The sequence below is a fragment of the Streptomyces sp. NPDC088147 genome, from assembly GCF_044741565.1.
Classification (GTDB): domain Bacteria; phylum Actinomycetota; class Actinomycetes; order Streptomycetales; family Streptomycetaceae; genus Streptomyces.
In genome coordinates this window covers 41,353-66,430 of sequence record NZ_JBIUSY010000010.1, presented here as the reverse complement: position 1 = coordinate 66,430, position 25,078 = coordinate 41,353, and the positions used below count along the sequence as shown (strand labels likewise).

Here is a 25,078-nt window from a genome sequence, read left to right as displayed (position 1 = left end):
GAAGAGCCGACCATGAGGATCTCCAGGACATACAGAGGGCGGGCGGTCGCGGCCGTCTCCCTGACGGCGGTACTCGCCCTGACGGCGACCGCGTGCGGTGACGACGGAAGCGGCGGGAGCGGCGGCGAGGGCTCCGGCAAGGGGGAGATCACCCTCTGGGACAACAACACGGGCGAGCGCAGGGAGATCTGGGCCCGGATCATCAAGGACTTCGAGAAGCAGAACCCGGACATCAAGGTCAAGTACGTCGGTCTCCCCATCGACCAGGTCCAGGCGAAGTACGACACGGCGATCGAAGGCGGCGGGCTGCCGGACGTCGGCGGCGTCGGTACCGCCTATCTCTCCAACCTGGTGATACGGGACGTCCTGGAGCCGCTCGACGACCGTATCGACGCGGGCGCGCTCAAGGGCAAGCTCGTGCCGGCGCTGGTGGACAGCGTCAAGGCGGCGGGCGGCCGGGGGGACACCATGTACTCGGTGCCGACCTCCACCAACAACGGCACGCTCTGGTATCGCACGGACTTGTTCGCGCGGGCCGGGCTCGAACCGCCCACCACCTGGTCGACGTTCTACGCGGCGGCCGAGAAGCTCACCAAGGCGGGGACGGACCAGTTCGGTTACACCATCAGGGGCGGCGCGGGTTCCATCGCCCCGGCGATGGACGCGATGTACGGCCAGTCCGGCATCACGTCGTTCTGGGACGGTGACAGGACGACCGTCAACGATCCCAGGAACGTCGCGGCGCTGGAGAAGTACGTCGCCCTGTACAAGAAGGTGACGCCGTCCGCCGACGTCAACAATGACTTCATCAAGATGGTCGCCCAGTGGGACAACGGCACCATCGGCATGCTGACCCACAACCTCGCCTCGTACCAGGACCATGTGAAGGCGTTGGGGGAGGAGAAGTTCAAGGGCCTCCCCTACCCGGCCCAGGAGAACGGCACCCGCGTCCAGGTCTCCAACCCGGTGGACGGTCTCGGCCTGTTCAGGAACAGCCAGAACAAGGCGGCGGCCTGGAAGCTCATCGAGTTCGCCGCCTCCCACACGTCGAACAGCGCGTGGAACGAGTCGGCGGGGTCCATTCCGGCGAACACCGACGCCGCCGCCGACGCGTGGATCCAGCGGGCGGAGCCGACCGCGGCCGCGATGAAGGCGCTCAGCGACGGCTCGACGAAGATCGTCAATCTGCCGTACTACCTGCCCGACTGGAACACCATCAGCAAGTCCGGCAACGAGCCGAACTTCCAGAAGGTACTGCTCGGCGACATGTCCGCGAAGGAGTTCGCGGACAAGATCGCCAAGGAGCTGAACGACGCCCAGGCGGAGTGGAACGAACAGACCAAGAGCTGACCCGACGGAGGAGGAGTCATGCGCAGACGGAGACATCACGCACTCATCGCGGCGACGGGGCTGGCGTGCGCGCTGGCGCTGCCCCCGGCCGCCCAGGCGGCACCGGCACCGGCACCGGCACGGCCCTCCCTCGAACGGGCCGTCCTCGCCCCGGACGACGGCTGGGCCTCGGCCGACGGCGGCACCACCGGGGGCAGCGCCGCCGGCCCCGCGCACATCTACACCGTCACCACCTGGGCCGGGTTCAGGGAGGCACTGTCCGATGCCGCCGGGAGCCCGTCGGTCATCCGGGTCAAAGGCACCCTGGACGCGCTCAGCGACCCCAGGGGAACGCCCCTCACCTGCGACGACTACGCGGCGGACGGCTACTCCTTCGCCGCGTACCTCGCCGCGTACGATCCGGCGGTCTGGGGCCGCGAGACCCCGGTCAGCGGCGAACAGGAGGATCTGCGCGCCGCTTCGGCCAGGAACCAGGACGCGCAGATCAAGGCGTATGTCCCGGCCGACACGACCATCGTCGGCGTGGGCCGGGACGCCCGTATCCTCGGCGGCAGCCTCCAGGTGAAGGACGCCGACAACGTCATCATCCGCAACCTCACCTTCGAGGACACCTTCGACTGCTTCCCGCAGTGGGACCCGACGGACACCGAACTCGGCAACTGGAACTCCGAGTACGACAACCTGGTGCTGTCCGGTGCCACGCACGTGTGGGTGGATCACAACACCTTCACCGACGGCCGCCGCCCGGACAGTGAACAGCCCTACCACTACGGGCGGTTGTACCAGCAGCACGACGGGGAACTGGACATCGTCCGGGGCTCCGATCTGGTCACCGTCTCCTGGAACGTCCTCGCCGACCACGACAAGACCATGCTGATCGGCAACAGCGACGGCGCGGGCGCCACCGACCGCGGCAAACTGCGGGTCACCCTGCACCACAACCGGTTCGAGAACCTCGTCGAGCGGGCGCCCCGGGTCCGCTTCGGCCGGGTCGACACGTACAACAACCACTACGTCGTCCAGCCGTCCGGCTACGGATACTCCTTCGGCATCGGCGCCGAATCCCAGCTGGTCGCGGAGAAGAACGCGTTCACGATGCCGGCGGGCGTGAGCCCCGGGCGGATCCTGAAGAAGTGGAACGACTCGCCGGTCACCACCGCGGACAACCACGTCAACGGGAAGCGCGTCGATCTGCTCGCCGTCCACAACGCGGAGGTCCCCGGGGAGGCACTGCGACCGGACGCGGGCTGGACGCCGACGCTCCGCACCAAGGTCGACGACCCGCGCGCGGTCCCGCGCCTGGTCGACGGCGCAGCGGGCGCCGGACGGCTCCGCTGACCGGAAGGCTCCGCCGACCGGACAGCTCAGGGGGCGGGCATGGTTCCCACGACGACGGTGGCGTACAGCTCCTCGCAGCTCGCCACCCTCGGGATCAGCCCGCTCCCGGCGACGGTCCCGACGGCGCGCGCCGCCTGGTGCTCGCTCGTCTCGACCAGCAGGCTGCCGCCCGGGGCCAGCCAGCGCGGCGCCCCCTCGGCCACCCGCCGCAGGACGTCGAGCCCGTCCGCACCGCCGTCGAGCGCCACCCGCGCCTCATGGATACGGGCCTCGGGGGGCAGCAGTCCGACCTCCTCGGTCGGGACGTACGGCACATTGGCGAGCAGGACGTCCACGCGGCCCCGCAGCACGGCGGGCAGCGGTTCGTACAGGTCGCCCTCGTACACCCGGCCACCGACGGCGGCGACATTGCGCCGGGCACAGCGCACTGCGGCCGGGTCGATATCGGCGGCGTACAGCTCGGCCCTGTCCAGGATCCCGGCCAGCGCCGCGCCCAGCGCGCCCGAGCCGCAGCACAGGTCGACCACGACAGCCGGCCGGCCGAGGCCGGTGGCGACGGCGGCGGCCCGCCGCACGAGGAACTCGGTACGGCGGCGGGGTACGAAGACCCCCGGGTCCACGGCGATCCGCAGCCCGCAGAACTCCGCCCAGCCGAGGACGTGTTCAAGGGGCAGACCGCCGGCGCGCCGGTCCACCATGGCGGCGAGATCGTCCGGCGTCGCCGCCGTGGAGATGAGCAGCCGTGCCTCGTCCTCGGCGAAGACACAGCCGGCGGCGCGGAGCCTGGAGACGATGACGGACTCGGAAGAAGGAGCTGACATGAGAGGGGGGAGCCTTTCGGGATGCCGATGGGCACTCCCGGCGGTCAGCTATGCCTGAGGGACCGCGCGGCCGTGAGAGGGGAGCACCCGACCTGATACAGCGGTGATGGGTCTCGCCTCCTTCGGTGGATACGTCCGCGGCTCGTACTGCGCTGGTCACCCTACCCGAGCCGGGCCGCGGGCAGCGGACGCGTGGGGGACGGCTCGGCCCGCGGGGCTTTCCGGAACGTGCCGGGGACTTACCGAGCGGCTTCCGAGCGACTTCCGAGGGGCTTCCGGGGGGCTTCCGGGGGGGCTTCCTGAGCGGTCTCTTAGCGCGTGCTTAAGCGGAGCATAAGGATCGCCATCACCCCCTCCCAGCAGCCGATTTCACGGTTCCGGGCGGCTAGTTTGCTGATCGCTGGGGCGGTACGGCGACGGGGAGGTCACCTGCCGCTCCGGCTGTCCCCCTCCCCGTGCCGCCGCTCCGAAGGAGAACCAGTTCATGTCCGTTCGACGTACGGCCACCGGGATCGTCGTCCTCGGCCTCGCCCCGCTCGCGCTGGCCGGGCTCGCCGCCGTGCCGGCCGCCGCCCATGGTTCGATGACCGATCCGGTCAGCCGGGTCGCCGCGTGTTTCGCCGAGGGACCGGAGAGCCCGCGGTCGGCGGCGTGCAAGGCGGCGGTCGCGGCCGGCGGAACGCAGGCGCTCTACGACTGGAACGAGGTCAACATCGCCAACGCCGCTGGGAACCACCGGCAGTTGATCCCGGACGGCAAGCTGTGCAGCGCGGGCAGGGACAAGTACAAGGGGCTCGATCTGGCGCGCGGCGACTGGCCCTCGTCCGAGCTGGCACCGGGCAACCGCACCTTCCGCTACAAGGCGACCGCGCCGCACCGCGGCTCCTTCGAGCTGTATGTCACCAAGGACGGCTACGACCCGGGCAAGCCGCTGACGTGGGCGGATCTGGAGGAGAAGCCCTTCCTCAAGGTCACCGACCCGAAGCTGGAGAGCGGGGCCTATGTCTTCGACGGCGTCGTCCCGAACAAGTCGGGCCGTCATCTGATCTACTCCATCTGGCAGCGCTCGGACAGCCCCGAGGCCTTCTACACCTGCTCCGACGTGGTCTTCGGGCAGGACAACGGGGGTGCGGGCGGCGCCGCGCCGGCCGCCTCCGCGCCCACCGACGAGAAGATCGCGGAAGGTACGGAGAAGTCCACCGTCGAGCACAACGGCCATGGTGACCTCGGTACCGACGCGACGAAGGTCGCGGCGAAGGACACCCCGGCCACGGCCACCCCGGCCACCCCGGAGAAGCAGCCGGACACCGGCACGGACGCCTACTCCGACGCTGATGCCGGAGCCGGAGCCGAAGCCGAGGCGGAAGCCGGAGCCGAGGCCAACTCCCTTGAGGCGAAGGGCGCCGACGGTCAGGACACCCTCGCGGAGACCGGCGGCGACAGCGCCACCTCCTACCTCGCGATGGGCGGCGCGGCGGCGCTCGCCATCGGTGCCGCGGTGGCCTTCGGAACCGCTCGCCGCAAGGCCGTGTCGGCCGGGCGTCACAGCCGCTGACCCCCGCCGTACGGCACCGCGCACTGCCTTCCGTCACCGGTGATTCCCCGGTGGCGGAAGGCAGTCGTGTGTCCGCGGAGGGTACGGGTACGGGTCAGCCGATCACCGAGGCGCAGGTGGTCGGGGTGGCACGGGCGGGATCGAGCGCGTTGTTCACCTCGTGGAAGGCGATCCTGTCGATCGTCCCGATCGCCACGTGCTCGGAGAGATCGACCGGGCACAGATCCTGGAGCAGCACATTGCGTACGCCGGGGCCGGTCAGGAACTGTGACCGGTACGGGGTGACCACCTCGTCGTACCGGGTGGCTATCACGGTGTAGCGCACCCCGGGCACGGTGTCGCCGCCCGCGTTGAGCTTGGTGAGGAAGGCGGATCCGGCCACCTGGTCGGCGAGCCCGGGGGTCTTCTCGTTCAGCAGATCGCCCGCCCCGGGGAAGTACGGCAGCAGCCGGGAGAGCCCGAGCAGGGTGCTGCCGCGGTTGGAGGGGGCGAGGCCGACCAGGGCGTTCACCTTCGCCGCCCCGCCGAGGAACTTCAGGTAGTAGCGCGGCATCATGCCGCCCTGGGAGTGGCCGACGACATCGACCTTCGCGGCGCCGGTGGCCGCGAGCACCTTGTCGACATAGGTGGCGAGCTGCCCGGCCGAGGCGTCGATGGGGCCGAGGCCGTGGAAGAACGGGACGCCGGGAAGCTGCCCGTAGTCGAGGGAGAAGACGCAGTATCCGCGGTTCACCAGATACGGGGCGAGGCCCAGCCAGTTGTCGATGGCGTTCCCGAGGGTGCCGTGGACGAGGACGACGGGGCGGGGATGGGCGGCGGAGGGCTTGCAGGAGTAGTCGTTCCAGCCGCTGCTCGACGACGTGGAGACAGCGGGGGCGGACACGGACGTGGGGGTGGTGGGGGCCGCGGTGGGGGTCGCGGCGACGGCGGGGGTGGCCAGGGATGTAGCGGCCAGCAGCAGCGCGGTCAGCGGTCCGAGCGCGCGCTTCCAGGGCAGCATCGTGTGATCTCCTTGCGGCTCAAGGGAATTGGCGATGTCTGTCAGCCCTGTGGCCCGGACCACAAAGATGCTTCCGCTATGAAGTTACGCATGAGTAAGGTGAAGAAGGGAAGTTACGCGTCGGTAAAAAGTGCGACGCGTGATGCCGTCCGTTGCTAGGAGGCCGGAGAACGGCCCGGGAGCGGCCCGGGACAGGTGACGGCGCTACGCGGCCAGCGACCCCGGCACGATCGCGCGCGGGCCGAACTTCGCGCGGGCCCGGTCGGCCACCGCCTCGATCCGGCGGGCCCGGTCGTCCACCGGGTCGAACGTCAGCTGATGGGTGGCCTGTCCAGCCGGGACCAGCCCCTCGGCCCGTACCGAGAGAGCCCGTACCCGTGCCCGTTGCAGCCCGAGCGACTCATGGATCCGGTACGCGACGCCGGCGAGCGCCGCCGAGTGGGCGGTCGGCTCGCGCAGCGCGCGCGTACGGGTGGTGGTGGAGCGGTCCGCGTACCGCACGGTGAGTGTCAGCGAGCGGCACACCTGGTCCGTGCCGCGCATCCGGACGCCCAGTTCCTCGGTGATCGAGAGCAGCGCGCGCCGGTGCCGCTCCTGGTCCAGCTCGTCGCGGGAGAAGGTCCGTTCGGCGGCGAGCGAGCGGGCGGCGGCGTTGGGGGCGACTCCCGTACGGTCCACGCCGTGGGCCTTCTCGTACAGTTCGCGCCCCATCCGCACCCCGGTGATCCGCTGGAGCGTCGACAGCGGCACGGCCGCGGTCCTCCCGATGGTGTCGAGTCCGTACGCGCGCAGCGCGCGGGCCGTCGCGGCGCCGATGCCGGGCAGTTCGCCGACCCGGCCGGGCTCCAGGAACCGTTCGATCGCGCGCTCGTCGTCCGCCACCACGAGCGTCGTGCCCGGCGCGGCCCGGCGCGCGGCCATCCGCGCCAGCATCGGGGTGGGGGCCACACCGATCGTGCAGCCGGTGCCGAGGTGCGCGAGCGCGCGGACCCGCAGTACGGAGGCGATCCCGGCGGCGTCCTGTCCGAAGTACCGTTCCGCACCGCGCACATCGACGAGCGCGGTGTCCGGCGGCAGTGCCTGGACGGCGGGGCTGATGTCCTCGATCAGCCCGACCAGCGCGGGCAGCGTCGCCTCGGACCCGCCCCCGCCCCGCGGTTCCGGCCTTCCCCGGAATTCCGGTCCCCGGGCTTCCGGCCTTCCCCGGAGTTCCGGGCCGGAGTGGAACGTAATACAGAGGATCATCCCGCGCTCCCCGGGCTGGAGTGCCACAGTTTCCGTCCGGTCGGCAGCCCTTCGCCGGGCGGCTTGAGGTCCGCCCAGGGGTTCATCTCATAGCCCGTGGGCAGATGGATGCGCCGGCCGTCGTCCCCCTGAGGACCCTGAGGACCCTGAGGACCGCCGGAAGGCGACGCCGGGGCCGCGGACGCCGAGGGCGCGTCCAGCGCGGCCGCGACCGCGTCCAGCCCGCCCTTCTCGCGCAGTTCCACCAGCTCCGCCAGGTTCCAGGCCGCCGCGCCCACCACGCTCAGACTCCGTGGACCGCGCCGCTGCACCACCCCGCGCACCAGCAGCAGCCAGGAGTGGAAGACGGTATGCGCGCACGCCTCGTGGCTGTCGTCGAAGAAGGCCAGATCGACCAGGCCCGTACCGTCGTCCAGCGTCGTGAAGATGACCCGCCTGCCGGACCGGATCGGCGGGGTCTGGGTCGCCACCTTGGCGCCCGCGACCAGTACGGTCCTGCCGTGCGGCACCTCCCGCAGCCGCTTGGCCGACATCACCCCCAGCTCCTTCAGGAACGCGTAGTGGTCTCCCATCAGATGGCGGGAGGCGTCCATGCCGAGCACACCGAGCTCGGCGCTGAGACGCTCCGCGTCACCCAGGTCGGGCAGCCCGGCGGGGGCGGTGCGCCGCCCGCCCTCCAGCGGGAGCTGGTCTCCGTACGCGCCCGCTCTCCGCTGCGCTCCGTGCAGTTCGGACAGATGCAGCAGCAGATCGCGCCGGTTGGCGCCGAACCTGTCCAACGCGCCCACCTGCGCGAGCCGTTCGGCCACCGGCCGGGCCGGTCTGGCCCGCTGCCAGAAGTCCAGCAGCGAGGAGTACGGCTGTCCCGCCTCGATCCGGGCCGCTTCCGCCTCGCTGATGCCATGAACGTCGGAGAGCGCCAGCCGTACCCCCCAGACTCCTCCGGCCGCACCGGTCCCCGACACCCCACCATCAGACACCAGTTCGATTCTATGAGCGACCGTCGAACGGTTCACATCCAACGGCAGCACCGGCACCCCCCGCCGCCGCGCGTCCGCGAGCAGCAGCCGCTTCGGATACATCCCCGGATCATGGGTGAGCAGCCCGGCGTAGAAGGCGGCCGGATGGTGCGCCTTGAGCCAGGCCGACTGATAGGTCGGTACGGCGAACGCGACGGCGTGCGCCTTGCAGAAGCCGTACGAGCCGAACGCCTCGATGATCTCCCAGGTCCGCGCGATGACCTCGGGCGTGTATCCCCTGCGCCGCGTCCGCCGCTCGAACCAGGCGCGGATCCGGGCCCCCGACCCGGGATCGGACAGCCCTCGCCGCACCTTGTCCGCCTCCTCCCGGCCGCAGCCGGTCATGATGTCCACCATCCGGATGATCTGCTCGTGGAAGACGACCACGCCATAGGTCTCGCGCAGCGGTTCCTCCAGGTCGGGATGGGGATGGCGGACGGGCGCGCGGCCGTGTCTGGCCTCGATGAACGGCCGCACCATGTCGGCGGCCACCGGTCCCGGCCGGAAGAGCGAGATGTCGACCACCAGATCGTGGAAGGTGGCGGGCTGGAGCCTGCCGACCAGATCGCGCTGGCCGGGCGACTCGATCTGGAAGCAGCCCAGGGTCTCGGCGGACTGGATCAGCCGGTAGGTCTCGGGGTCGCCCTCCGGCACCTGTTCCGGGTCGTCGATGTCCAGCCGTTCGCCGGTGGCCCGTTCGATCTCCCCGACGGCGTGCGCCATCGCCGACTGCATCCGTACGCCCAGTACATCGAGTTTGAGCAGCCCCAGCGCCTCGACGTCCTCCTTGTCGAACTGCGACATGGGGAAGTGCTCGCCGCTGGTCGGCATCACCGGGGTACGGCGCAGCAGCGAGGCGTCCGAGAGCAGCACTCCGCACGGGTGCATGGCGACCCCGCGCGGCAGCGCGTCCAGCGCCTCCACCAGCTCCCACAGCCGGCCGTGCTTCGTCCCGTCCCGCCGCAGCTCCCCGGCCAGTTCCCGCAGTTCGGGCAGCTCCTCCATCGCGGCGCGGGCGTCCCTGGCCCGGATGTGCGGGAAGGACTTGGCGATCCGGTCGATCTCGGCCGGGTCCATGGAGAGTGCGGCGCCCACGTCCCGTACGGCATGACGCACCCGGTAGGTCTCGGGCATGGCGACGGCCGCGACCCGTTCGGGGCCGAAGCGGTCGAGGATCGCCCGGTAGACCTCCAGCCGTCGCGCGGACTCCACATCGATGTCGATGTCCGGGAGCCCGCGCCGCCGGGTGGAGAGGAAACGTTCCATCAGCAGTCCGTGCGCGACCGGGTCGGCGTGGGCGATCCCCAGCAGATGGTTGACCAGGGAGCCCGCGCCCGAGCCGCGCGCGGCGACCCGGACACCCATGCCCCGTACGTCGTCGACGACCTGGGCGACCGTGAGGAAGTAGGAGGCGAAGCCGAGCTCCTCGATCGTGCGCAGCTCGGCGTCCATCCGGGCCCAGTACGTCCGGTGGTCGCGGCGCCGGTCGTAGCCGCGCAGCACCATCCCGGCGGCGCAGCGCGAGCGCAGCACCCGCCCGGCGGTACGGCGGTCCGCGCCGACCAGCCGCGGTTCGGGGAAGTGGACGGTACCGAGACCCAGATCGTCCTCGGGGTCGACCAGACAGGCGGCGGCGGTCTCCTCGGTCAGGGCGAGCAGCCGGTGCGCGGTGTCGCGGCGGAATCCGGCGGCCTCGGCGACCAGCTCGGCGGTACGCGCCATCCCCGCCGGGTCCTTGAGCCAGCGCTCCCCGCTGTCCAGCCCCCGGCGGGGGTCGATGGGGACCAGCCTGCGGGCCGCGTCGAGGACATCGGCGACCGGGCCCTGCCCGGCGTCGGCGTAGCGCACGGCGTTGCTGAGCACCGCGCGTACGCCCTGCTCGGTGGCGAAGCCGAGGGTACGGGCGGCGTGCCGCAGCGAGCCGGGGCCCGTGCCCGTACGCCCGTGGTGCACGACTTCCAGCCGGAGCGCGTCGCCGTAGATCTCCCGCCAGGGCGCGAGCAGCCGGGCGGCCCGGTCGGGGCGGCCCGCCGCGAGGGCGCGGCCGATCTCGGAGCCGGGTCCGAGCAGCACGGTGAGGCCCGTGCCGAAGTTGTCCCGCCAGGGCAGCAGCGGACCGCCGCCGCCCAGGGCGTGCGCGCCGCTCCCCGAGGCGTGCGCGGTGTCCGCCGAGGCGTGCGCGGTGGAGACGAGCCGGCACAGCTCCGCCCAGCCCCGCGCGCCGTCGCGGGCGAGGAAGACCGCGCGGGGCGCGGACTCGTCGATGAAGGCGCCGCCGCGCACGGGCGTACGCCTGCGTCCGGCCGGGCCCGGTTCCCGCGCCCGCTCGCCCACCGCCAGCTCCACCCCGAAGAGCGGCCGTATCCCCTCCGCGGCGCACGCCTTGGCGAAGCGGACCGTGCCCGCGAGGGTGTCGCGGTCGGTCAGGGCGAGGGCGTCCATGTCCCGCTCGGCGGCGCGCGCGGCCAGCCGCTCCGGGTGGGAGGCCCCGTACCGCAGGGAGTACCCGGAGACGGTGTGCAGATGCGTGAAGCCGGGCATCCGCACCTCCTGGATCAGTCCGTTCTCAGTCCGCTCACACCTCCCCCGCCTCTCCACCATAGACCAAGTTTCGAACGTACGTACGATGCCGCCGCGAGGGCCGGGCACCGGCCGCCCGATCAGCCGCGCGAACCCTTCCCACCTGCGCCGACACCAAGGGGAAGCGGCGCCGTGAACGCCCGGAGGGGCCCGGTCCACCACAGGTGTGGTGGACCGGGCCCCTCCTCTCAGCGGGTTCGGTCAGCCGATCTCGGCGCCGTACGCGGCGAGCGCCTCCGGCACCGGCTGGAAGAACGTCTCACCGCCCGAGGAGCAGTCACCGCTGCCGCCCGAGGTCAGCCCGAGCGCGGTGTCGCCCGAGAAGAGCGAGCCGCCGCTGTCGCCCGGCTCGGCGCAGACCGAGGTCTGGATGAGCCCGTTGACGATGTCGCCGCCGCCGTAGTTCACGGTGGCGTCGAGCCCGGTGACCTCACCGTCGTGCACCTGGGTGGTGGAACCGCTGCGGGTCACCTGCTGGCCGACGGTCGCGTCACCGGCCTGCGTGATCGCCTGCGTGCTGCCGTCGTAGAGGTTCACCTCGCTCGGGTGCTCCACCTCGGCGGTGTACTTGACCAGGCCGTAGTCGTTGTCCGGGAAGCTGGAGCCCTCGTTCGTCCCGATCTCGGTGCCCTGCGCGTCCGACCAGGTCTGGATGGACTCCGTGCAGTGCCCGGCGGTCAGGAAGTACGGCGCGCCGTCCTTGACCACGTTGAAGCCGAGCGAGCAGCGCCCGCCGCCGCCCGTGATGGCGTCACCGCCGGAGACGAAGGGCTTGAACTCCCCGGCCGTCTTCTTCAGTTCGGCCTTGTCGCCGAGCGCCTTCACCACGCCGCTGAGCTTGTCCCAGGACGCGCCCTTGACCGTACGGTCGGCCGTGACGACCACCTTGTTGGTCACCGGGTTGACGGCCCACGACGTGCCCGGGATGGTCGCCCGGTCCGCGAGGGTCTGCCGGGCGCTCTTCAGCTCGGCCAGGGAGTTCTGAACCAGTCTGGCCTTGGCACCGGCCTGGCGCACGGTCTCGGCCGCCTGCTCGTCGACGACATTGACCACGAGCGCCTTCGACTTGGCGTCGTAGTACGTGCCGGCCGCGTCGGCGCCCAGGCTGTCGTCCAGGGTGGACGCGAGAGTTCCGGCCGCCGTGGCGGTCAGCGACTTCACCGTGAACTGGGGTGTGCTCTCACTGGCGTTCGCAGTCTGGAAGGTGACACCCGCGAGCACCAGAGCGACCGCGGCACCTCCCGCCATCGTCACTCGCTTCTTGGATATACGCCGATGATTCAACGTCAGCCTCCTGTGGGGGGACCGCGTCAGGCCATGTGGGGTGTACCTGACACGGAGGTTGAGGCGCCCACTATTCCGAGACTGACCAGTAACACACAAGGTCGACTTCAGGACGGACACTCGCGGCGCCCCCGGTACGCCGCGTCACCGGCCGGCCGCCCCACCGCAAGGGAAGTTCCATATGCGAACACCCGGTGCGATCACCCCGTCATCAGCGGGTGAGGACTAGTCCTGTCTTGAAATCGCCCCTGGAAGCAGATCGCGCTCACCCGCCGGTACGGCGATCGGGAGGGTGTTGCCGGGCGGCGGGAACGGGCAGATGAAGTGATCCGCGAAGGCGCACGGCGGCAGCAGGGAGCGGTTGAAGTCGACCGTCACCGTCCCGTCCGCCGCCGGGGCGGCGGGCCGCAGGAAGCGGAAGCGGTAACTCCCCTTCCCGCTCGTGGCATCGGCGAAGACCGCCCAGAGCGAGCCGTCCGGCTCGATCGCGACCTGGAGGGTGTGTTCCGTACCGTCGACGGTGAAGGCGATCTCGCCGCCGAGCCCGAGGCCCCGTTCCCTCCCGTCGGCGTTCTCGACCCGGACCGTGCGGCTCGTGTCGTACGGACGGAAGCGGCCCGGCAGCGTCCAGTCCCGGTCGTAGGGCGTGGCCTCGATGCCCCGGAACGCGCGCCGCGCGGCGGACTCCGGGTCGAACGCGCGGACGGCCCAGAGCCCTTCGCGGCGCAGCACGACGAATCTGCGCCCGCCGGCCGCGATCCGGGACTCCTCCAACGGACCGCTGTCCGCCGTCAGCCGGATCTCCCCGGCGAGCGGCCGGCCGTCGGCGGTCGGACCGTCTCCGTCCGCCGCCGTCAGCACCACCTCGTCAGCGTCCTCGTCCGCGCGCCATACCCCGGGAATTCCCGGGAGTTGACCTTCCGGATGGTCGGCGAGCCAGTACGTGCCGGTGAGCGAGAGCGGTCCGTACGGCGCCGAGACCGTGGCCGTACGGCGCTCGCGCCAGCTCTCCCAGTCCTGCGCGGCGGTGGCGGACACCGCGGATCCAGGGGACACCGGGGATACGGGGGATACGGGGGATACCGGGGATACAGGGGATACATCCGTGCTCATGCTGCTGAACCCTTCCATTCGGGTACGGGAAGCCCGAGATGTGAGCGCAGGGTGGCGCCCTCGTATTCCGTACGGAAGACCCCGCGCTCCTGGAGAAGCGGTACGACCCGGTCCACGAAGTCGTCCAGACCGCCCGGGGTCAGATGCGGCACGAGAATGAAACCGTCCGCCGCCCCGGTCCCGACGAAGGTGTCGAGGCTCTCGGCGACGCTCTCCGGGGTGCCGATGAAGGACTGCCGCGCGGTGGTCTCGATGACGGTCTGCCGGATGGAAAGCCCCTTGGCCTCGGACAGCGCCCGCCACTTGGCGGCGACCGCGAGCGGATCACCGGTCCTCACCCGGCCCTGGACCAGCGAGGAGTCCGGGTCCGGATCGATCCCGGGCAGCGGACCGTCCGGGTCGTACGCCGAGAGGTCCCGCCCCCAGACCTGCTCCAGGGCGAGGATCGCGTTCTGCGGGGAGACCTGCTGTCCGCGGATCTCGACGGCCCGCTCCCGCGCCTCCGCGTCACTGTCGCCGAGGACGCAGGTGACCCCCGGCATGATCTTGAGGTCGTCCGGGTGCCTGCCGTACTTCGCCAGCCGGGACTTGGTGTCGGCGTAGAACGCGCGGCCCGCCTCCAGGGTGCCGTGGCGGGTGAAGATGACATCCGCGGCGGAGGCGGCGAACTCCCGGCCCTCCTCCGAGTCGCCCGCCTGGATGATCACCGGGTGCCCCTGCGGGGAGCGCGGGACGGTGAACTCCCCCTCGATCTCGAACTGCCGCCCGGAGTGGGCGAACGGGCGCGGTGTGCCGTACGGGAGGCCGGGCGCCGGCGGCGTCCAGGAGTCCCACAGTTCCCGCGCGGTCGCGACGAACTCGGCGGCCCTGGTGTAGCGGTCGGCGCGGTCGAGATAGCCGCCGCGCCGGAAGTTCTCCCCGGTGAAGGCGTCCGAGGACGTCACCACGTTCCAGGCCGCGCGGCCCGCGCTGAGATGGTCGAGGGTGGCGAGCCTGCGGGCCAGTTCGTAGGGCTCGTTGAAGGTGGCGTTCACGGTGGCGGCGAGACCGAGCCGGTCGGTGACGGCGGCCAGCGCGTTCAGCACGGTGAGGGACTCGGGGCGGCCGACCACGTCCAGATCGTGGACGAGGCCCTTGTGCTCGCGCAGCCGCAGCCCCTCGGCCAGGAAGAAGAAGTCGAACTTCCCGCGCTCCGCCGTACGGGCCAGCGCCTCGAAGGAGGAGAAGTCGATCTGGGACCGGGAACGGGGATCGGTCCATACGGTGGTGCTGTTGACCCCGGGGAAGTGCGCGGCGAGATGGATCCGTCTGCGGGCGGTACGGGAGGTGTCGGTCGTCATGAGGTTCCCCCGGCGGACGCGTACTGGTTGGCCGGGCGTGCGAGGCTCAGATGCTCGCGGAGCGTGCCGCCCGGATGGAAGGTGCGGAACAGACTGCGGTGCTGGAGCAGCGCCACCGTCCCGTTGACGAGCCGTTCGAGATCGCGCCGCGGCTCGGCGGGGGTGAGGTGGAAGCCGTCCACGGCGCCGGTGCCGTGCCAGGTGGTGATCAGGCCGGCGAGATCGACGGGGCCGCCGCGGTAGTGCGGTCCGGTGTCGCCCGCGGTGATGCGCGGCGCGCTCTCCGGACCGGGCTCCCCCGGACGTTCGCCGCCGCCGAGATCGACGGTGAGCGCGGCGAGCACCCGCAGCGTGTCGGGGTCACGGCCGTGACCGGCGGCCCGTGACCGGAGCCTCTCCCGTATCGCCGCCGCCTCTTCGGGCCGGCCGGCCCGGACCAGGACGACATCCGCGTGGCGCGCGGCGGTCTCCCCGCTGTGCCCCTCGGTCGCGTCGATCACGGTGACGGGATGGCCCTGCGGCGGGCGCGGCACGATGGACGGGCCGCGGACGGTGAACGTGGCCCCCTCGAAGTCGACGTAGTGCAGCTTGTCGCGGTCGATGAAGCGTCCTGTCGATATGTCGCGGATCTCGGCGTCGTCCTCCCAGCTGTCCCAGAGCCGGGCGGCCACGTCGGCCACCTCGCCCGCCTCCTGCCACAGGGCGGGGGCGGGAGCGGCCGGGCGGCGGCCGAACAGCCGGGCCTCCGCCGGGGTGCTGGACACCTCGACCAGCCAGCCGGCCCGGCCACGGCTCACCCAGTCCAGGGTGGCGACGGCCGCCGAGACATGGAACGGCTCGGTGTGGGTGGTGGTGACGGTGGGCACGAGCCCGATGCGTTCGGTCGCGGGCGCGACCCGGGAGAGCACGGCGAGCGCGTCGAGGCCGGGGCGCGCGAAGGAGTCCTGGAGCGTGACGAAGTCGAGCGCGCCCCGCTCGGCGAGCCGGGCGAGTCCGACGTACCACGCGGCGTCGTAGGCCCGCTGACCGCCGATCTCGGCGGCGAGATACAGCGGCCGGTGTGACGGGCGATACGGCGGGCGGTGCTGCGGGGTGTGTCGCGGGGTGCGCTGAGGTCGGTGCGGGGGCCGGGTGGCGGGCATGGCGGGCCTTGCCTTTCAGCTTCGGACGGGCTGCCCGTCCGGTGGTCGGGGAGCCGAAACGGTCGTGGACGGTGAGCCCGCGGGCGGTGTGGCCGGAGGCGGTGTGGCCGCGGGCGCTGTGGCCGCAGGCGGTGAGCCCGCGGGCGCTGTGGCCGCAGGCGCTGTGGCCGCAGGCGCTGTGGCCGCAGGCGGTGAGCCCGCGGGCGCTGTGGCCGCGGGCGCTGTGGCCGCGGGCGCTGTGGCCGCGGGCGCTGTGGCCGCGGGCGCTGTGGCCGCGGCCGGGGGCCGCGCGAGGCCGGCGAGCAGGGTGAGCGCGGCCCGCGCGGTGGCGTCGTTCTGCCGGAACGCGGGACCTCCCGTACGCGGCCGGGTGAAGGCGCCGCTGGACCGGGCGGTGGTGTTCGGACCGAGCGCGAAGCGGCGGGGATGCGGGGTGCCGTCGCGCTCCAGCAGCCGCCCGTCGTCGGGATCGACCAGGACCAGCCCCGCCGAGACCGCCGCGGCCCCCTCCTCGTACAGCGCGCGCAGCAGCGGGCTCCGGGTGCGTTCGGGCGAGGGATCGGGCAGCCGGGCCTCGACGAGTGCGCGCGCCTCGACGTACTCCCCCGGTACGACGGCGCTGCCCGCCCGGAAGATCCCCCGCCGCCCGTCGGCCTCGACCGACATGTCCGCGCCCAGGAAGCGGACGACCCCGGCCCGGGAGAGCGCGAGCAGCTGGCGCAGCCGGGGTCCCGGCGGGCCGGAGGCGACATAGCTGAAGAAGCCGTGCCAGCTGCCGCCGGAGTCACCGAGGTCGCCGAGGCGGATCAGCTGGCCGTAGACGGAGAGCAGCCCGAAGAAGACGGCGAGGTCCGCGCTGTGGGCCGGGTCGTGTCTTCGGCCGAGATCCGCGCGGATGTAGTCGCGCAGCCCGTCCTGGAGCGCGTCGTACGAGGGGAAGCGCAGCCCGTCCAGCGGCCGGTCGAGGGCGGCGAGATCGAGCCGGTCGGCGGGGTCGGGTACGGCCGCGCCGACCAGCGCGTCCAGCTCGGGGCCGCCGGGGTCGGCGGCGGCGTACTTCTCCTCGAAGTCGGTCCAGTCGACGCGGGTGCGCTCGGGGTGCGCGGTGAAGAGGCGGTGGTAGTACGCGAAGCCGAGCTCCTTGTCGATCAGCGGCCGGACATCGCGCCGGAAGTCGGGCGGCACCGGCCGGCTCAGCAGCGCGTCGATCTGCTCGGGCCCGAGGAAGCGGGGCAGCGGGGGTCGTTCACCGTCCAGCCCGTAGCCGATCTTGGAGTGGTACGGGACACCGCGCCGCGACCCGACGTACAGGACCGGTTCGCGTCCCGAGGGGTGGTAGACCAGCTCCCCGTCGTCGTGGCCTGCGCTGCCCGAGTAGCGTCCGCCGCGCCCTTCGGTGACGAGCACCATCAGATCGACGAAGGCGAGTCCGAAGCCGCGGACGAGGACGGGTTCACCGGCGGGCAGGGCCGACAGATCGCTGTCGGCGGTGAAGTCGGGCGGCAGGTGGATCAGTCCGTGCTCTTCGGCGAACCGGCTCAACTCCACCTGTTCCGCGTCCGGTTCGGCGTCGAGATGGCCGAGGGTCAGCACGACGAGGTCGGCGAGGAGCGGTTCGGTACGGTCCGCCAGCCAGACGCGCTGTCGGCCGCCGCGCGGCCCGGTGACGCGCACGGCGTCGGTGCGGTGCTGGTGGACGGTGACACCGGGCGGCAGGGCGGCGACGGTCTGTTCGTACACCCAGCTCAGATAGGCGCTCTGCACCCGGCGGCTGGGGAAGGTCTGGCCGGTGAGAGCGGCGATCTCGGCGCGGAGCCCGGACCCGGACCCGGACCCGGACGGAGTGAGCGCCTCCTCGGCCGCCTCGGCCGCCTCCGACTCGGCGGAGAGCCGCGCCCTGCCCTCCCTGATGTCCCGCGCCCACTCGTGCAGCGCGGGTCCGTGCCGTACGGGACCGGCCAGGTCCACCGTGTCATCGGTGAACATGGTCACGTCCGCGGCCATGGAGTTCATCCAGAGCAGCGGCGACTGATCACGGCGCCAGACCCGCCCGGCACCCGGCGGATGCGGGTCCACGAGATGGATGTCCAGCGGCAGACCGTCGTACAGGGAGCGCGCGTTGGCCGCGATCCGCTCCAGAAAACCGGTGCCGCGCGGGCCGGTTCCGACCACGACGACAGCCGGGGTCACGGATGGGGTGCGGACGGTGACCGAGGACACAGGCATACGAAGGCTCCGTGGATACAGCGATCGAACACGGGAGTGCCTTCACGGACAACGCGGAAAACGCAGGCGGACCGGCCCCTCAGCACGGTCCACTTGTCCCCACGAGGCTAAGTGGTGTGTACGGCGGGTTGTCAAGCCTGTCCGTACTGTGAGCCGACCGTCTCGGCTCGGTTGACGCGGAAACGGATGCCTGTTCCACTTGGCTCATGTATTCGCAGCAGTGGCTGGTCACGCGCTCCCACATCGACTTCGGTCGCGTGTGGTCCTCTTCCTGTTGAGCTGACGCCCTGCACGGCCTCCCGTACGTCCGGCGCTCGCGCGCCGTTTCCCGCGTGCCTTCACACGCAGAGCGTCACGCTTCCCCCTCCCCTCGTTCGACCACCCGTCAGCCGCAGTCGCAGCAACTACAGCCGTCACAACAGTCGCAGTTCTCGCAACAGTCGCAGGCATCGGACCGGTCGCAGCAGCCCTCACGCTTCTTGCGTGACCACGGGCCCTCGTACTCGTCCGCACAACAGATTCTGCAGGTGCAGCACAGTCCGACGAAGACCGCGCAGCCGGCCAGGAAACCGCGCTTGCCCGGCCTCGGCGGCGGCTGCTGCCCGAAGCCGGGCGGCAGCCCTCCGTCCTGACGGGCCGGGCCGCCAAGGGTGCCCGAGCCGCCGTGCCCTTCGTGCGCGCAGGCCGTCGTGCCGAAAGCGCGGTCGACGGAGGCCCCCAGTTCGTGCGTCAGCAGCACATGCGCCAGCCTGCCGTCGGTGAACTCCGCGTCCCGCAGCGCGAGCCGGATGCCGTGCACCGCGTCGTCGGCGAGCCGCCGCGCCTCCGCCCGGGAGGTACCGGTCGCGGTGAGCGGGTTCCACGCACCCGACGCGGCGTCAGCCGGCTGGTCCTCCACGGCGTCCAGCAGATGCGCGAGCCGCCCGAAGAGCCGCCCGGCCTCGGCCAGCGGGGCGCTGTTGCCCGGCCGGCCCGCCAGCACGGCGGTGTACGCGAAGGCGGCGGCGGTCGCCGTCTCGGTCGGCTCGGTGACGGCGAGCAGCGGAGTACCGGGACCGGCCAGCATCTCGATCTCCTGCTGCCGCTCGACGGCGTCGACCAGGACGGCCGTGTCGAACCCCAGCTCCGCGCCGGTGCGCGCGCCCGCCCTGTCCCAGCCGTGGGCGACCCGGCGCGCGGCGGCGGCCAGCGGCCGGCGCCCCAACAGCCCGTCCCCGTCCGCGACGTGGTCCCGGATCTTCGCCGAGGCGAGCACCAGTGACACGGAGGCGGCGAGCCGCGCGCCCTCGCCCCTGGCTATCGGCGCCGTACGCATGCCGCGCAGCGGGCAGGGGCCCGCGGTACGCCGCTGGCGCGCGGCGCGTTCGGTCTGAGCCTCCGTCAGAACCGAGACGATCAGCCCGTCGTAGTTGGTGACGACCCGGGAGAACTGCCCGTGGTCCGCGCGAAGTGCCAGACAGAGCCCGCAGAGATGGGCCATCCACTCGGTTCTGAGCCCGTCGGCGAGCCGGTGCGCGCATGGTCTGACGATTCCGAACACGACAGTCCCCCGAGAGTCGTTCACAAGTGCGTGACGCATCGTACCGAGCGAACGGTTCACCCGTACGTCCCCAGCCTCACCCATCTGGCCCGAACGTACTATTTTGTACCGACTCAGGCCCTGTACGCTGGAAGAACCTTGACGAACCGCCACATCTTCTGCACCAGTACCGTCACGAATCATCTGCGCGCCGACTATCCCCTTGGCGCGCGATCCGCATGATGGTCGACCATAGGGATAGGGAACGTCATGTGACCGCGGTGAAAGGAGGCGTCCATGGGATCGGTGCGCAAGGCGAGTGCCTGGCTGGGCCTCGTTGAGGACAACGACGAGCGTTACTACGACGACGAGTACGCCGAGGGTGCGGAGAACGGCGACAACTGGCGGACCGACCCGCGCGTACGGGTCGTCGCCGAGGCCGCCCCGGAGCAGGACCGCAGAATCGCCACCGTGTCCCCGGACAGCTTCCGGGACGCCCGGACCATCGGCGAGCTCTTCCGGGCCGGCACCCCGGTCATCATGAACCTCACGGCCATGGAGCCCGCCGACGCCAAGCGCGTGGTGGACTTCGCCGCCGGGCTGATCTTCGGGCTGCGCGGCTCGATCGACCGCGTGGCCACCCGGGTCTTCCTGCTGAGCCCCGCCGACACCGAGATCGTCACCGGTGAGGCCGCGGGCCACGGCAAGGACGGCTTCTTCAACCAGAGCTGAGCAGGGCGCTCACCGGTTCGCCCGGTACCGACGGGGTCACCGGAAGGCGTCGAGGCCGGTGAGCGCCTTGCCCAGCACGAGCTGATGCATCTCGACGGTGCCCTCGTACGTGAGCACCGACTCCAGATTCGTCGCGTGGCGCATCACGGGATACTCCAGCGAGATCCCGTTGGCGCCGAGGATGGTCCGCGAGGTGCGGCAGATCTCGATCGCCTCCCGCACGTTGTTGAGCTTGCCGAAGCTGATCTGCTCGGCGCGGAGCCGGCCCGCGTCCATGCGCCGCCCCAGATGGTGGGCGAGCAGGATGCCCTTGTGCAGTTCGAGGGCCATGTCGGCCAGCTTGGCCTGGGTGAGCTGGAAGCCGCCGATCGGCCGGCCGAACTGCTCCCGGGTCCTGGCGTACTGAAGCGCCGCCTCGAAACTGGCGCGCGCCGCGCCCATCGAACCCCAGACGATTCCGTACCGCGCGTGGCTCAGACAGCTGAGCGGACCGCGCAGTCCCATGGCCTCCGGGAGGACGGCGTCGGCGGGCAGCCGTACGTCGTCGAGGACCAGTTCACTCGTGACCGACGCACGCAGTGACCACTTGTGGGTGATCTCCGGGGCCGAGAAGCCGGGGGTGCCCGCCGGGACCAGAAAGCCGCGAATGGAGGGGCCGGCGGCGCTGGACTCGTCGGTCCGCGCCCAGACGACGGCGACGCCCGCCACCGACCCGTTGGTGATCCACATCTTGCGGCCGTTGAGCACCCAGTCCGTGCCGTCCCGCTTGGCGTGGGTGCGCATTCCGGCCGGGTCGGAGCCGTGGTCGGGCTCGGTGAGTCCGAAGCAGCCGATGATCTCGCCGGCGGCCATGCCGGGCAGCCAGCGCTGTCTCTGCTCCTCGGAGCCGAAACGGTGGATCGCGTACATGGCGAGCGAGCCCTGTACGGAGACGAGGGAGCGGATCCCGGAGTCGGCGGCCTCCAGCTCCAGACAGGCGAGTCCGTACTGGACGGCGGTGGCACCCGCGCAGCCGTATCCGGTCAGGGACATCCCGAGCGCGCCGAGTCCGCCGAGTTCGCGGGCCAGTTCACGGATGACGGGCAGTTCGCCGCGCTCGTACCACTCGGCGATATGCGGCAGGACCCGGTCGGCGGCCCAGGTCCGTACGGTCTCCCGGATCGCCAGGTCCTCCGGTTCGAGCAGATCGTCGAGGCCGAGGGGGTCGCCGGGGTCGAAGGGCGGGGGTTTGGCGACCGGCGACGCGGACGGCGCGGTCGGTGAGGACGGTGCGGACATGGGACGGCCTCCGGCGGCTCGCACGGCTCTGACGAGCTGTAACTAGCGGTGCTAGTCACAGCTCGGTGACGACGGTACGACGCGGTGTGCCGCGCGTCCAGACGCACCCCGGTCGCCGCGTCCGCGCGTCAGCGGTCCCGCGGGGCCGGCGCGAGGTGGTCGGTACGCGGGGCACCGGTACGCGGGGACGTCGGCACGCGGGGCGCCGGTACGCCTATCGGGAGCCGCGGCCCGCCGGGACCGCCGCCTCCGAGGACTCACGTGCCGCCGTCGGCGCTCTGCGCGGCTGGGGCGGCCGTGGCTCCCGCGCACGGGACGGCCGCGCCTCCCCGGGCTCCGGCGCCTCTTCGGCCGCTTCTTCGCGCGCCTCTTCGCGCGCCTCACCCGTCGCCTCGCGCGCCTCCGGGGGCGGGCACTCCATGATCCTCGGCAGCCGCAGCGCGGCCAGCGCGCCGAGCAGCAGCAGCCCCGCGCTGACGAACAGCGTGACGTGCAGACCGTGCACGAACGAGTGGCGCGCGGCGGCACGCAGAGTCTCCCCCGCCGGTCCGCCGAGCCGGGCAGCCACCTCGTAGGCCTCACCGAGCGAGTCGGACGCCGCCGAACCCGCCGACGCGGGGACACCCCTCACCGACATCAGCGCGGGCGCGTACACCGCGTTCATCACGCTGCCGAGCAGGGCGATCCCCATGCCCGCACCCAGCTGGTACGAGGTCTCGCCGATGGCCGCGGCGCCGCCCGCCTGGTCCGCCGGAGCCTCGCTGAGCATCGACTCGTACGCGCCGAAGAGCGTGGTCTGAAGCCCGAAACCGAGCAGGACGAACCCCGTGGTCAGCAGCCCCGGCCGGTCGTGCTGGCCCATCAGCACCAGCAGCAGCACGGCGCCCGCGGTCAGTACGAAGCCCCAGGCCACCATCCGGCGCGGCCCCACCCGGCGCAGCGTGGCCGAGCCGGTGACCCCCGCGGCCATGGCGGCGAAGGTGAGCGGCAGCAGCCGCAGTCCGGTCTCCAGCGGACTGAGTTCCAGCACCAGCTGGAGGTACTGGACGGCGATCAGCTCCAGGCCGACCAGGGCCAGCATGGCGAGGACGATGCAGCCGACGGAGACGGAGAACGTGGGCCTGGCGAACATCCGCATGTCGATCAGCGGATGCGCCCTGCGCCGCTGTCTGCGGACGAAGAGGACGAGGAGGGCCGCGCCGACGCAGAGCGGGCCGAGGGTCTCGGGGCCGAGGGGCCCCTCCCCGGCGCCGAGCCGCTTCACCCCGAAGACCACCCCGAGCACCCCGGCCGCGGCCATCAGCGCGCCGAGCACGTCCCAGGGCCCGTCGCCGCAGCCCTTCGACTCGGGCAGCACCAGCCGGCCGAGCGGCAGCAGGAGCGCCAGCAGCGGGAGATTGATCAGGAAGACCGAGCCCCACCAGAAGTGCTCGACCAGGAAGCCGCCGAGCACCGGGCCGAGGGCCGCCCCGATGGCGGCGACCGCCGTCCAGACGCCGATGGCCATGGCGCGCTCGCGCCGGTCGGGAAAGACGTCGCGCAGGATGGAGAGCGTCGCGGGCATGATCATCGCGCCGCCGACCCCCAGCAGGGCGCGCGCCACGATCAGCACCAGCGGCGTATCGGCGAGGGCCGCGACGGCCGAGGCCGCCCCGAAGAGCGCGTATCCGATGAGCAGGACCCGGCGTCTCCCGATGCGGTCGCCCAGCGTGCCGAAGAGGATCAGCAGCGCGGCGCAGACCAGTGGATACGCGTCCACGATCCAGAGCAGCTCGACACCGCTGGGCCTGAGGTCGGCGGTGACCGCCGGGACGGCGACATGCAGCACGGTCGCGTCGAGCGCGACCAGCAGCAGGCTCACGCAGAGGACGACCAGGACGACCCAGCGGTTGGCACCCCCGCGGACCCCGGCCACGCGCAGCCGTGCGCCGGCCGTGGTGCTCCCGGACATCTGAGTACCTCCCAATGCGTCCCTCGCGCTCGGCGGGCCAACGGGGACACGGGTCCCTCGGAGCGGCCCGGCATCGACGGGCGAGTGAGCCGCCAGCGTACGCGAGTGAACGCGCGCGCCGCGTGGCGCATCTCTCACCCTTCCGGCCGACGAGTGTGGCGTACGCCACTCCCGCCCGCCAGGGCCGGGACTCCGGGCGCGCACGAGCGGGAGGGAAATTCCGTGCGACGCCACGGTGAACTAATTCTGTTCCGCACAAAGACGGTTCCTGGAACGGCGCGTCGATTAATAGGGCCGAAGGTCCCTTCGATTTCCGGAACGCCCCCTGATAAACCACTCTCCGAGACGCACTCCACATCACATCGTCATCACAAAGAGACCGGATCGACCGGTTCACTCGCTCACTCGCTGTAACGTCGATTGGGTGCGTACCGACATCTTTGCCCGTCTGGACCGGGAGCCGGAACCGCCGAAGATAGAGATCCCGCGGATGAGCCGCACCCGCAAGGCTCTCTTCGGCGGGACGCTGGCGTTCTATCTCGCCATCGTCGTTGCCGTGCTCGTCTCGTCCTCGCTGGTGATCCTCGACTGGAAGGTCATGCTCTTCCGGCCCTATCAGCAATGGCCGGAACTGCATCCTTTCCTCGACTACTTCGTGGTGCTGGGGCAGCGCGGCCCCACGGCCGTGATGATCGCGGCCTGGCTGGGCTGGCGCTCCTGGCGGCAGCACACGCTCCGGCCGCTGCTGGCGCTCGGCACGGCGTTGCTGCTGCTCAACGTGACCGTCGGGGCGGTCAAGCTCGGCCTGGGCCGCCTCGGCCCCCACTACGCGACGCAGATCGGCTCGGCCGAGCTCTTCGCGGGCGGCGATATATTTCCTTCGGGACACACCGCCAACGCCGTGGTGACCTGGGGAATCCTGGCCTATCTGGCCACCACTCCCCGGGCCAGGCGCTATCTGTCGGTCATGTCGGCCGTGGTCGCCCTGGGGGTCGGTGCGACGACCGTCTACCTCGGTACGCACTGGCTGAGCGATGTGCTGCTCGGCTGGGCCGCGGGGCTGCTGATCCTGCTGGCGCTGCCCTTCTTCGAGCCGCTGATCGGCCGGGCCGAGCTGGCGATCTTCGCGGTCCGCGAGCGGTGGCGCGCGCGCCGCAGGACCACGCCGTCGACCCCGGTCGCCTCCGGCGGCCCGCGGCCCGCGGCGGTCCCGCAGGAGGCGTCCGGGCTGGGCGACGAGCCGCCGTGCGGGCCCATCGGAGCAGGTCACGGCGGTCACCCCGGTGCCGGCCGTACCGCCGGCACCGTCGCGGGTACGGGTCAGCTCACCCAGACGAAGCCGCACACGGCGCGCTCGGAGCGTACGCCGATCACCCCGGCCGGCAGCCGTCGTCCGGGGCACTCGCGGCCCATGACGGGCGGCTGACCGCCCCCAGGGACCGCGGGGGCGGTACGCACAGCCCCACCCGCGTACGCACGAAGGCCCCGGCTCCGGCCGGGGCCTTCGTGCGTACGGGTGCGTGCCAGGGGCCCGCCGGAAGGGCGTCAGGAGCCCGTCGGGAGCCCGTCGTGAGCCCGGGGCGGG

The 25,078-nt window shown here is 71.9% G+C and carries 17 protein-coding genes; 5 read left to right on the top strand and 12 right to left on the bottom strand.

The features are described from left to right. Positions 1-12 precede the first annotated feature (12 nt). Entirely contained in the window at positions 13-1,350 is a 1,338-nt protein-coding gene (locus ACIOGX_RS31310; protein ID WP_401918028.1) for an ABC transporter substrate-binding protein, read from the top strand. An 18-nt stretch (positions 1,351-1,368) separates the two neighbouring features. Next, a complete protein-coding gene (locus tag ACIOGX_RS31305) occupies positions 1,369-2,688 on the top strand; it encodes a polysaccharide lyase family 1 protein (RefSeq protein WP_401918026.1) in 1,320 nt (439 codons plus the stop codon). Between the two features lie 26 nt (positions 2,689-2,714). On the opposite strand, the gene ACIOGX_RS31300 is transcribed toward ACIOGX_RS31305, so the two are convergent. After that, positions 2,715-3,509 carry a putative protein N(5)-glutamine methyltransferase gene (locus ACIOGX_RS31300; RefSeq protein WP_401918024.1) on the bottom strand — a complete coding sequence of 265 codons (795 nt, stop codon included), beginning with the start codon at positions 3,507-3,509 and terminating at the stop codon, positions 2,715-2,717. A gap of 484 nt (positions 3,510-3,993) precedes the next feature. Between ACIOGX_RS31300 and ACIOGX_RS31295 the strand changes: the two genes are divergently transcribed. Next, positions 3,994-5,064 (top strand): lytic polysaccharide monooxygenase, encoded by a 1,071-nt coding sequence (locus ACIOGX_RS31295; RefSeq protein ID WP_356518425.1) that lies wholly within the window; start codon positions 3,994-3,996, stop codon positions 5,062-5,064. A 94-nt stretch (positions 5,065-5,158) separates the two neighbouring features. On the opposite strand, the gene ACIOGX_RS31290 is transcribed toward ACIOGX_RS31295, so the two are convergent. The 9 genes from ACIOGX_RS31290 to ACIOGX_RS31250 form a co-directional block, all read right to left on the bottom strand. Next, complete coding sequence (locus ACIOGX_RS31290) at positions 5,159-6,064, bottom strand: alpha/beta fold hydrolase (protein ID WP_356518426.1); 906 nt, start codon at positions 6,062-6,064, stop codon at positions 5,159-5,161. 204 nt (positions 6,065-6,268) lie between these two features. Further along, complete coding sequence (locus ACIOGX_RS31285; protein ID WP_401764948.1) at positions 6,269-7,309, bottom strand: DNA polymerase thumb domain-containing protein; 1,041 nt, start codon at positions 7,307-7,309, stop codon at positions 6,269-6,271. Next, a complete protein-coding gene (locus ACIOGX_RS31280; RefSeq protein ID WP_401918021.1) occupies positions 7,306-10,869 on the bottom strand; it encodes a DNA polymerase III subunit alpha in 3,564 nt (1,187 codons plus the stop codon). Before ACIOGX_RS31280 ends, ACIOGX_RS31285 begins: the two co-directional genes overlap by 4 nt. A gap of 240 nt (positions 10,870-11,109) precedes the next feature. After that, positions 11,110-12,192 carry a S1 family peptidase gene (locus tag ACIOGX_RS31275; RefSeq protein ID WP_401764954.1) on the bottom strand — a complete coding sequence of 361 codons (1,083 nt, stop codon included), beginning with the start codon at positions 12,190-12,192 and terminating at the stop codon, positions 11,110-11,112. A gap of 225 nt (positions 12,193-12,417) precedes the next feature. Then, complete coding sequence (locus tag ACIOGX_RS31270) at positions 12,418-13,305, bottom strand: DUF1684 domain-containing protein (protein ID WP_401918019.1); 888 nt, start codon at positions 13,303-13,305, stop codon at positions 12,418-12,420. Next, positions 13,302-14,645, bottom strand: a complete 1,344-nt coding sequence (locus tag ACIOGX_RS31265; RefSeq protein ID WP_401918017.1) for an NtaA/DmoA family FMN-dependent monooxygenase — start codon at positions 14,643-14,645, stop codon at positions 13,302-13,304. Before ACIOGX_RS31265 ends, ACIOGX_RS31270 begins: the two co-directional genes overlap by 4 nt. Then, on the bottom strand, positions 14,642-15,787 hold the full coding sequence (locus ACIOGX_RS31260) for an LLM class flavin-dependent oxidoreductase (protein WP_401918015.1): 1,146 nt from the start codon (positions 15,785-15,787) through the stop codon (positions 14,642-14,644). The genes ACIOGX_RS31265 and ACIOGX_RS31260 overlap by 4 nt, the downstream gene beginning before the upstream one ends. A 15-nt stretch (positions 15,788-15,802) precedes the next feature. Then, positions 15,803-18,013 (bottom strand): FAD/NAD(P)-binding protein, encoded by a 2,211-nt coding sequence (locus tag ACIOGX_RS31255; protein ID WP_401918013.1) that lies wholly within the window; start codon positions 18,011-18,013, stop codon positions 15,803-15,805. A 385-nt stretch (positions 18,014-18,398) separates the two neighbouring features. Further along, positions 18,399-19,592, bottom strand: coding sequence for a DUF5685 family protein (locus tag ACIOGX_RS31250; RefSeq protein ID WP_401918011.1), 1,194 nt, complete (start codon positions 19,590-19,592; stop codon positions 18,399-18,401). Positions 19,593-19,829: 237 nt separating this feature from the next. Between ACIOGX_RS31250 and ACIOGX_RS31245 the strand changes: the two genes are divergently transcribed. Then, entirely contained in the window at positions 19,830-20,264 is a 435-nt protein-coding gene (locus ACIOGX_RS31245) for a cell division protein SepF (RefSeq protein ID WP_129770108.1), read from the top strand. 36 nt (positions 20,265-20,300) lie between these two features. Here ACIOGX_RS31245 and ACIOGX_RS31240 read toward each other — a convergent pair whose 3' ends face one another. Beyond that, positions 20,301-21,542 (bottom strand): acyl-CoA dehydrogenase family protein, encoded by a 1,242-nt coding sequence (locus ACIOGX_RS31240; RefSeq protein ID WP_401918009.1) that lies wholly within the window; start codon positions 21,540-21,542, stop codon positions 20,301-20,303. A gap of 214 nt (positions 21,543-21,756) precedes the next feature. Continuing rightward, positions 21,757-23,493 carry an MFS transporter gene (locus ACIOGX_RS31235; protein WP_401918007.1) on the bottom strand — a complete coding sequence of 579 codons (1,737 nt, stop codon included), beginning with the start codon at positions 23,491-23,493 and terminating at the stop codon, positions 21,757-21,759. Between the two features lie 424 nt (positions 23,494-23,917). Here ACIOGX_RS31235 and ACIOGX_RS31230 point away from each other — a divergent pair, with 424 nt between their 5' ends. Beyond that, positions 23,918-24,919 carry a phosphatase PAP2 family protein gene (locus ACIOGX_RS31230; RefSeq protein WP_356518436.1) on the top strand — a complete coding sequence of 334 codons (1,002 nt, stop codon included), beginning with the start codon at positions 23,918-23,920 and terminating at the stop codon, positions 24,917-24,919. The last annotated feature ends 159 nt before the right edge of the window (positions 24,920-25,078 follow it).

Coding starts and splice junctions, on each gene's coding strand:
- ACIOGX_RS31310 (WP_401918028.1), top strand. CDS start 13: ATGAGGATCTCCAGGACATACAGAGGGCGGGCGGTCGCGGCCGTCTCC.
- ACIOGX_RS31305 (WP_401918026.1), top strand. CDS start 1,369: ATGCGCAGACGGAGACATCACGCACTCATCGCGGCGACGGGGCTGGCG.
- ACIOGX_RS31300 (WP_401918024.1), bottom strand. CDS start 3,509: ATGTCAGCTCCTTCTTCCGAGTCCGTCATCGTCTCCAGGCTCCGCGCC.
- ACIOGX_RS31295 (WP_356518425.1), top strand. CDS start 3,994: ATGTCCGTTCGACGTACGGCCACCGGGATCGTCGTCCTCGGCCTCGCC.
- ACIOGX_RS31290 (WP_356518426.1), bottom strand. CDS start 6,064: ATGCTGCCCTGGAAGCGCGCGCTCGGACCGCTGACCGCGCTGCTGCTG.
- ACIOGX_RS31285 (WP_401764948.1), bottom strand. CDS start 7,309: ATGATCCTCTGTATTACGTTCCACTCCGGCCCGGAACTCCGGGGAAGG.
- ACIOGX_RS31280 (WP_401918021.1), bottom strand. CDS start 10,869: ATGCCCGGCTTCACGCATCTGCACACCGTCTCCGGGTACTCCCTGCGG.
- ACIOGX_RS31270 (WP_401918019.1), bottom strand. CDS start 13,305: ATGAGCACGGATGTATCCCCTGTATCCCCGGTATCCCCCGTATCCCCC.
- ACIOGX_RS31265 (WP_401918017.1), bottom strand. CDS start 14,645: ATGACGACCGACACCTCCCGTACCGCCCGCAGACGGATCCATCTCGCC.
- ACIOGX_RS31260 (WP_401918015.1), bottom strand. CDS start 15,787: ATGCCCGCCACCCGGCCCCCGCACCGACCTCAGCGCACCCCGCGACAC.
- ACIOGX_RS31255 (WP_401918013.1), bottom strand. CDS start 18,013: ATGCCTGTGTCCTCGGTCACCGTCCGCACCCCATCCGTGACCCCGGCT.
- ACIOGX_RS31250 (WP_401918011.1), bottom strand. CDS start 19,592: ATGCGTCACGCACTTGTGAACGACTCTCGGGGGACTGTCGTGTTCGGA.
- ACIOGX_RS31245 (WP_129770108.1), top strand. CDS start 19,830: ATGGGATCGGTGCGCAAGGCGAGTGCCTGGCTGGGCCTCGTTGAGGAC.
- ACIOGX_RS31240 (WP_401918009.1), bottom strand. CDS start 21,542: ATGTCCGCACCGTCCTCACCGACCGCGCCGTCCGCGTCGCCGGTCGCC.
- ACIOGX_RS31235 (WP_401918007.1), bottom strand. CDS start 23,493: ATGTCCGGGAGCACCACGGCCGGCGCACGGCTGCGCGTGGCCGGGGTC.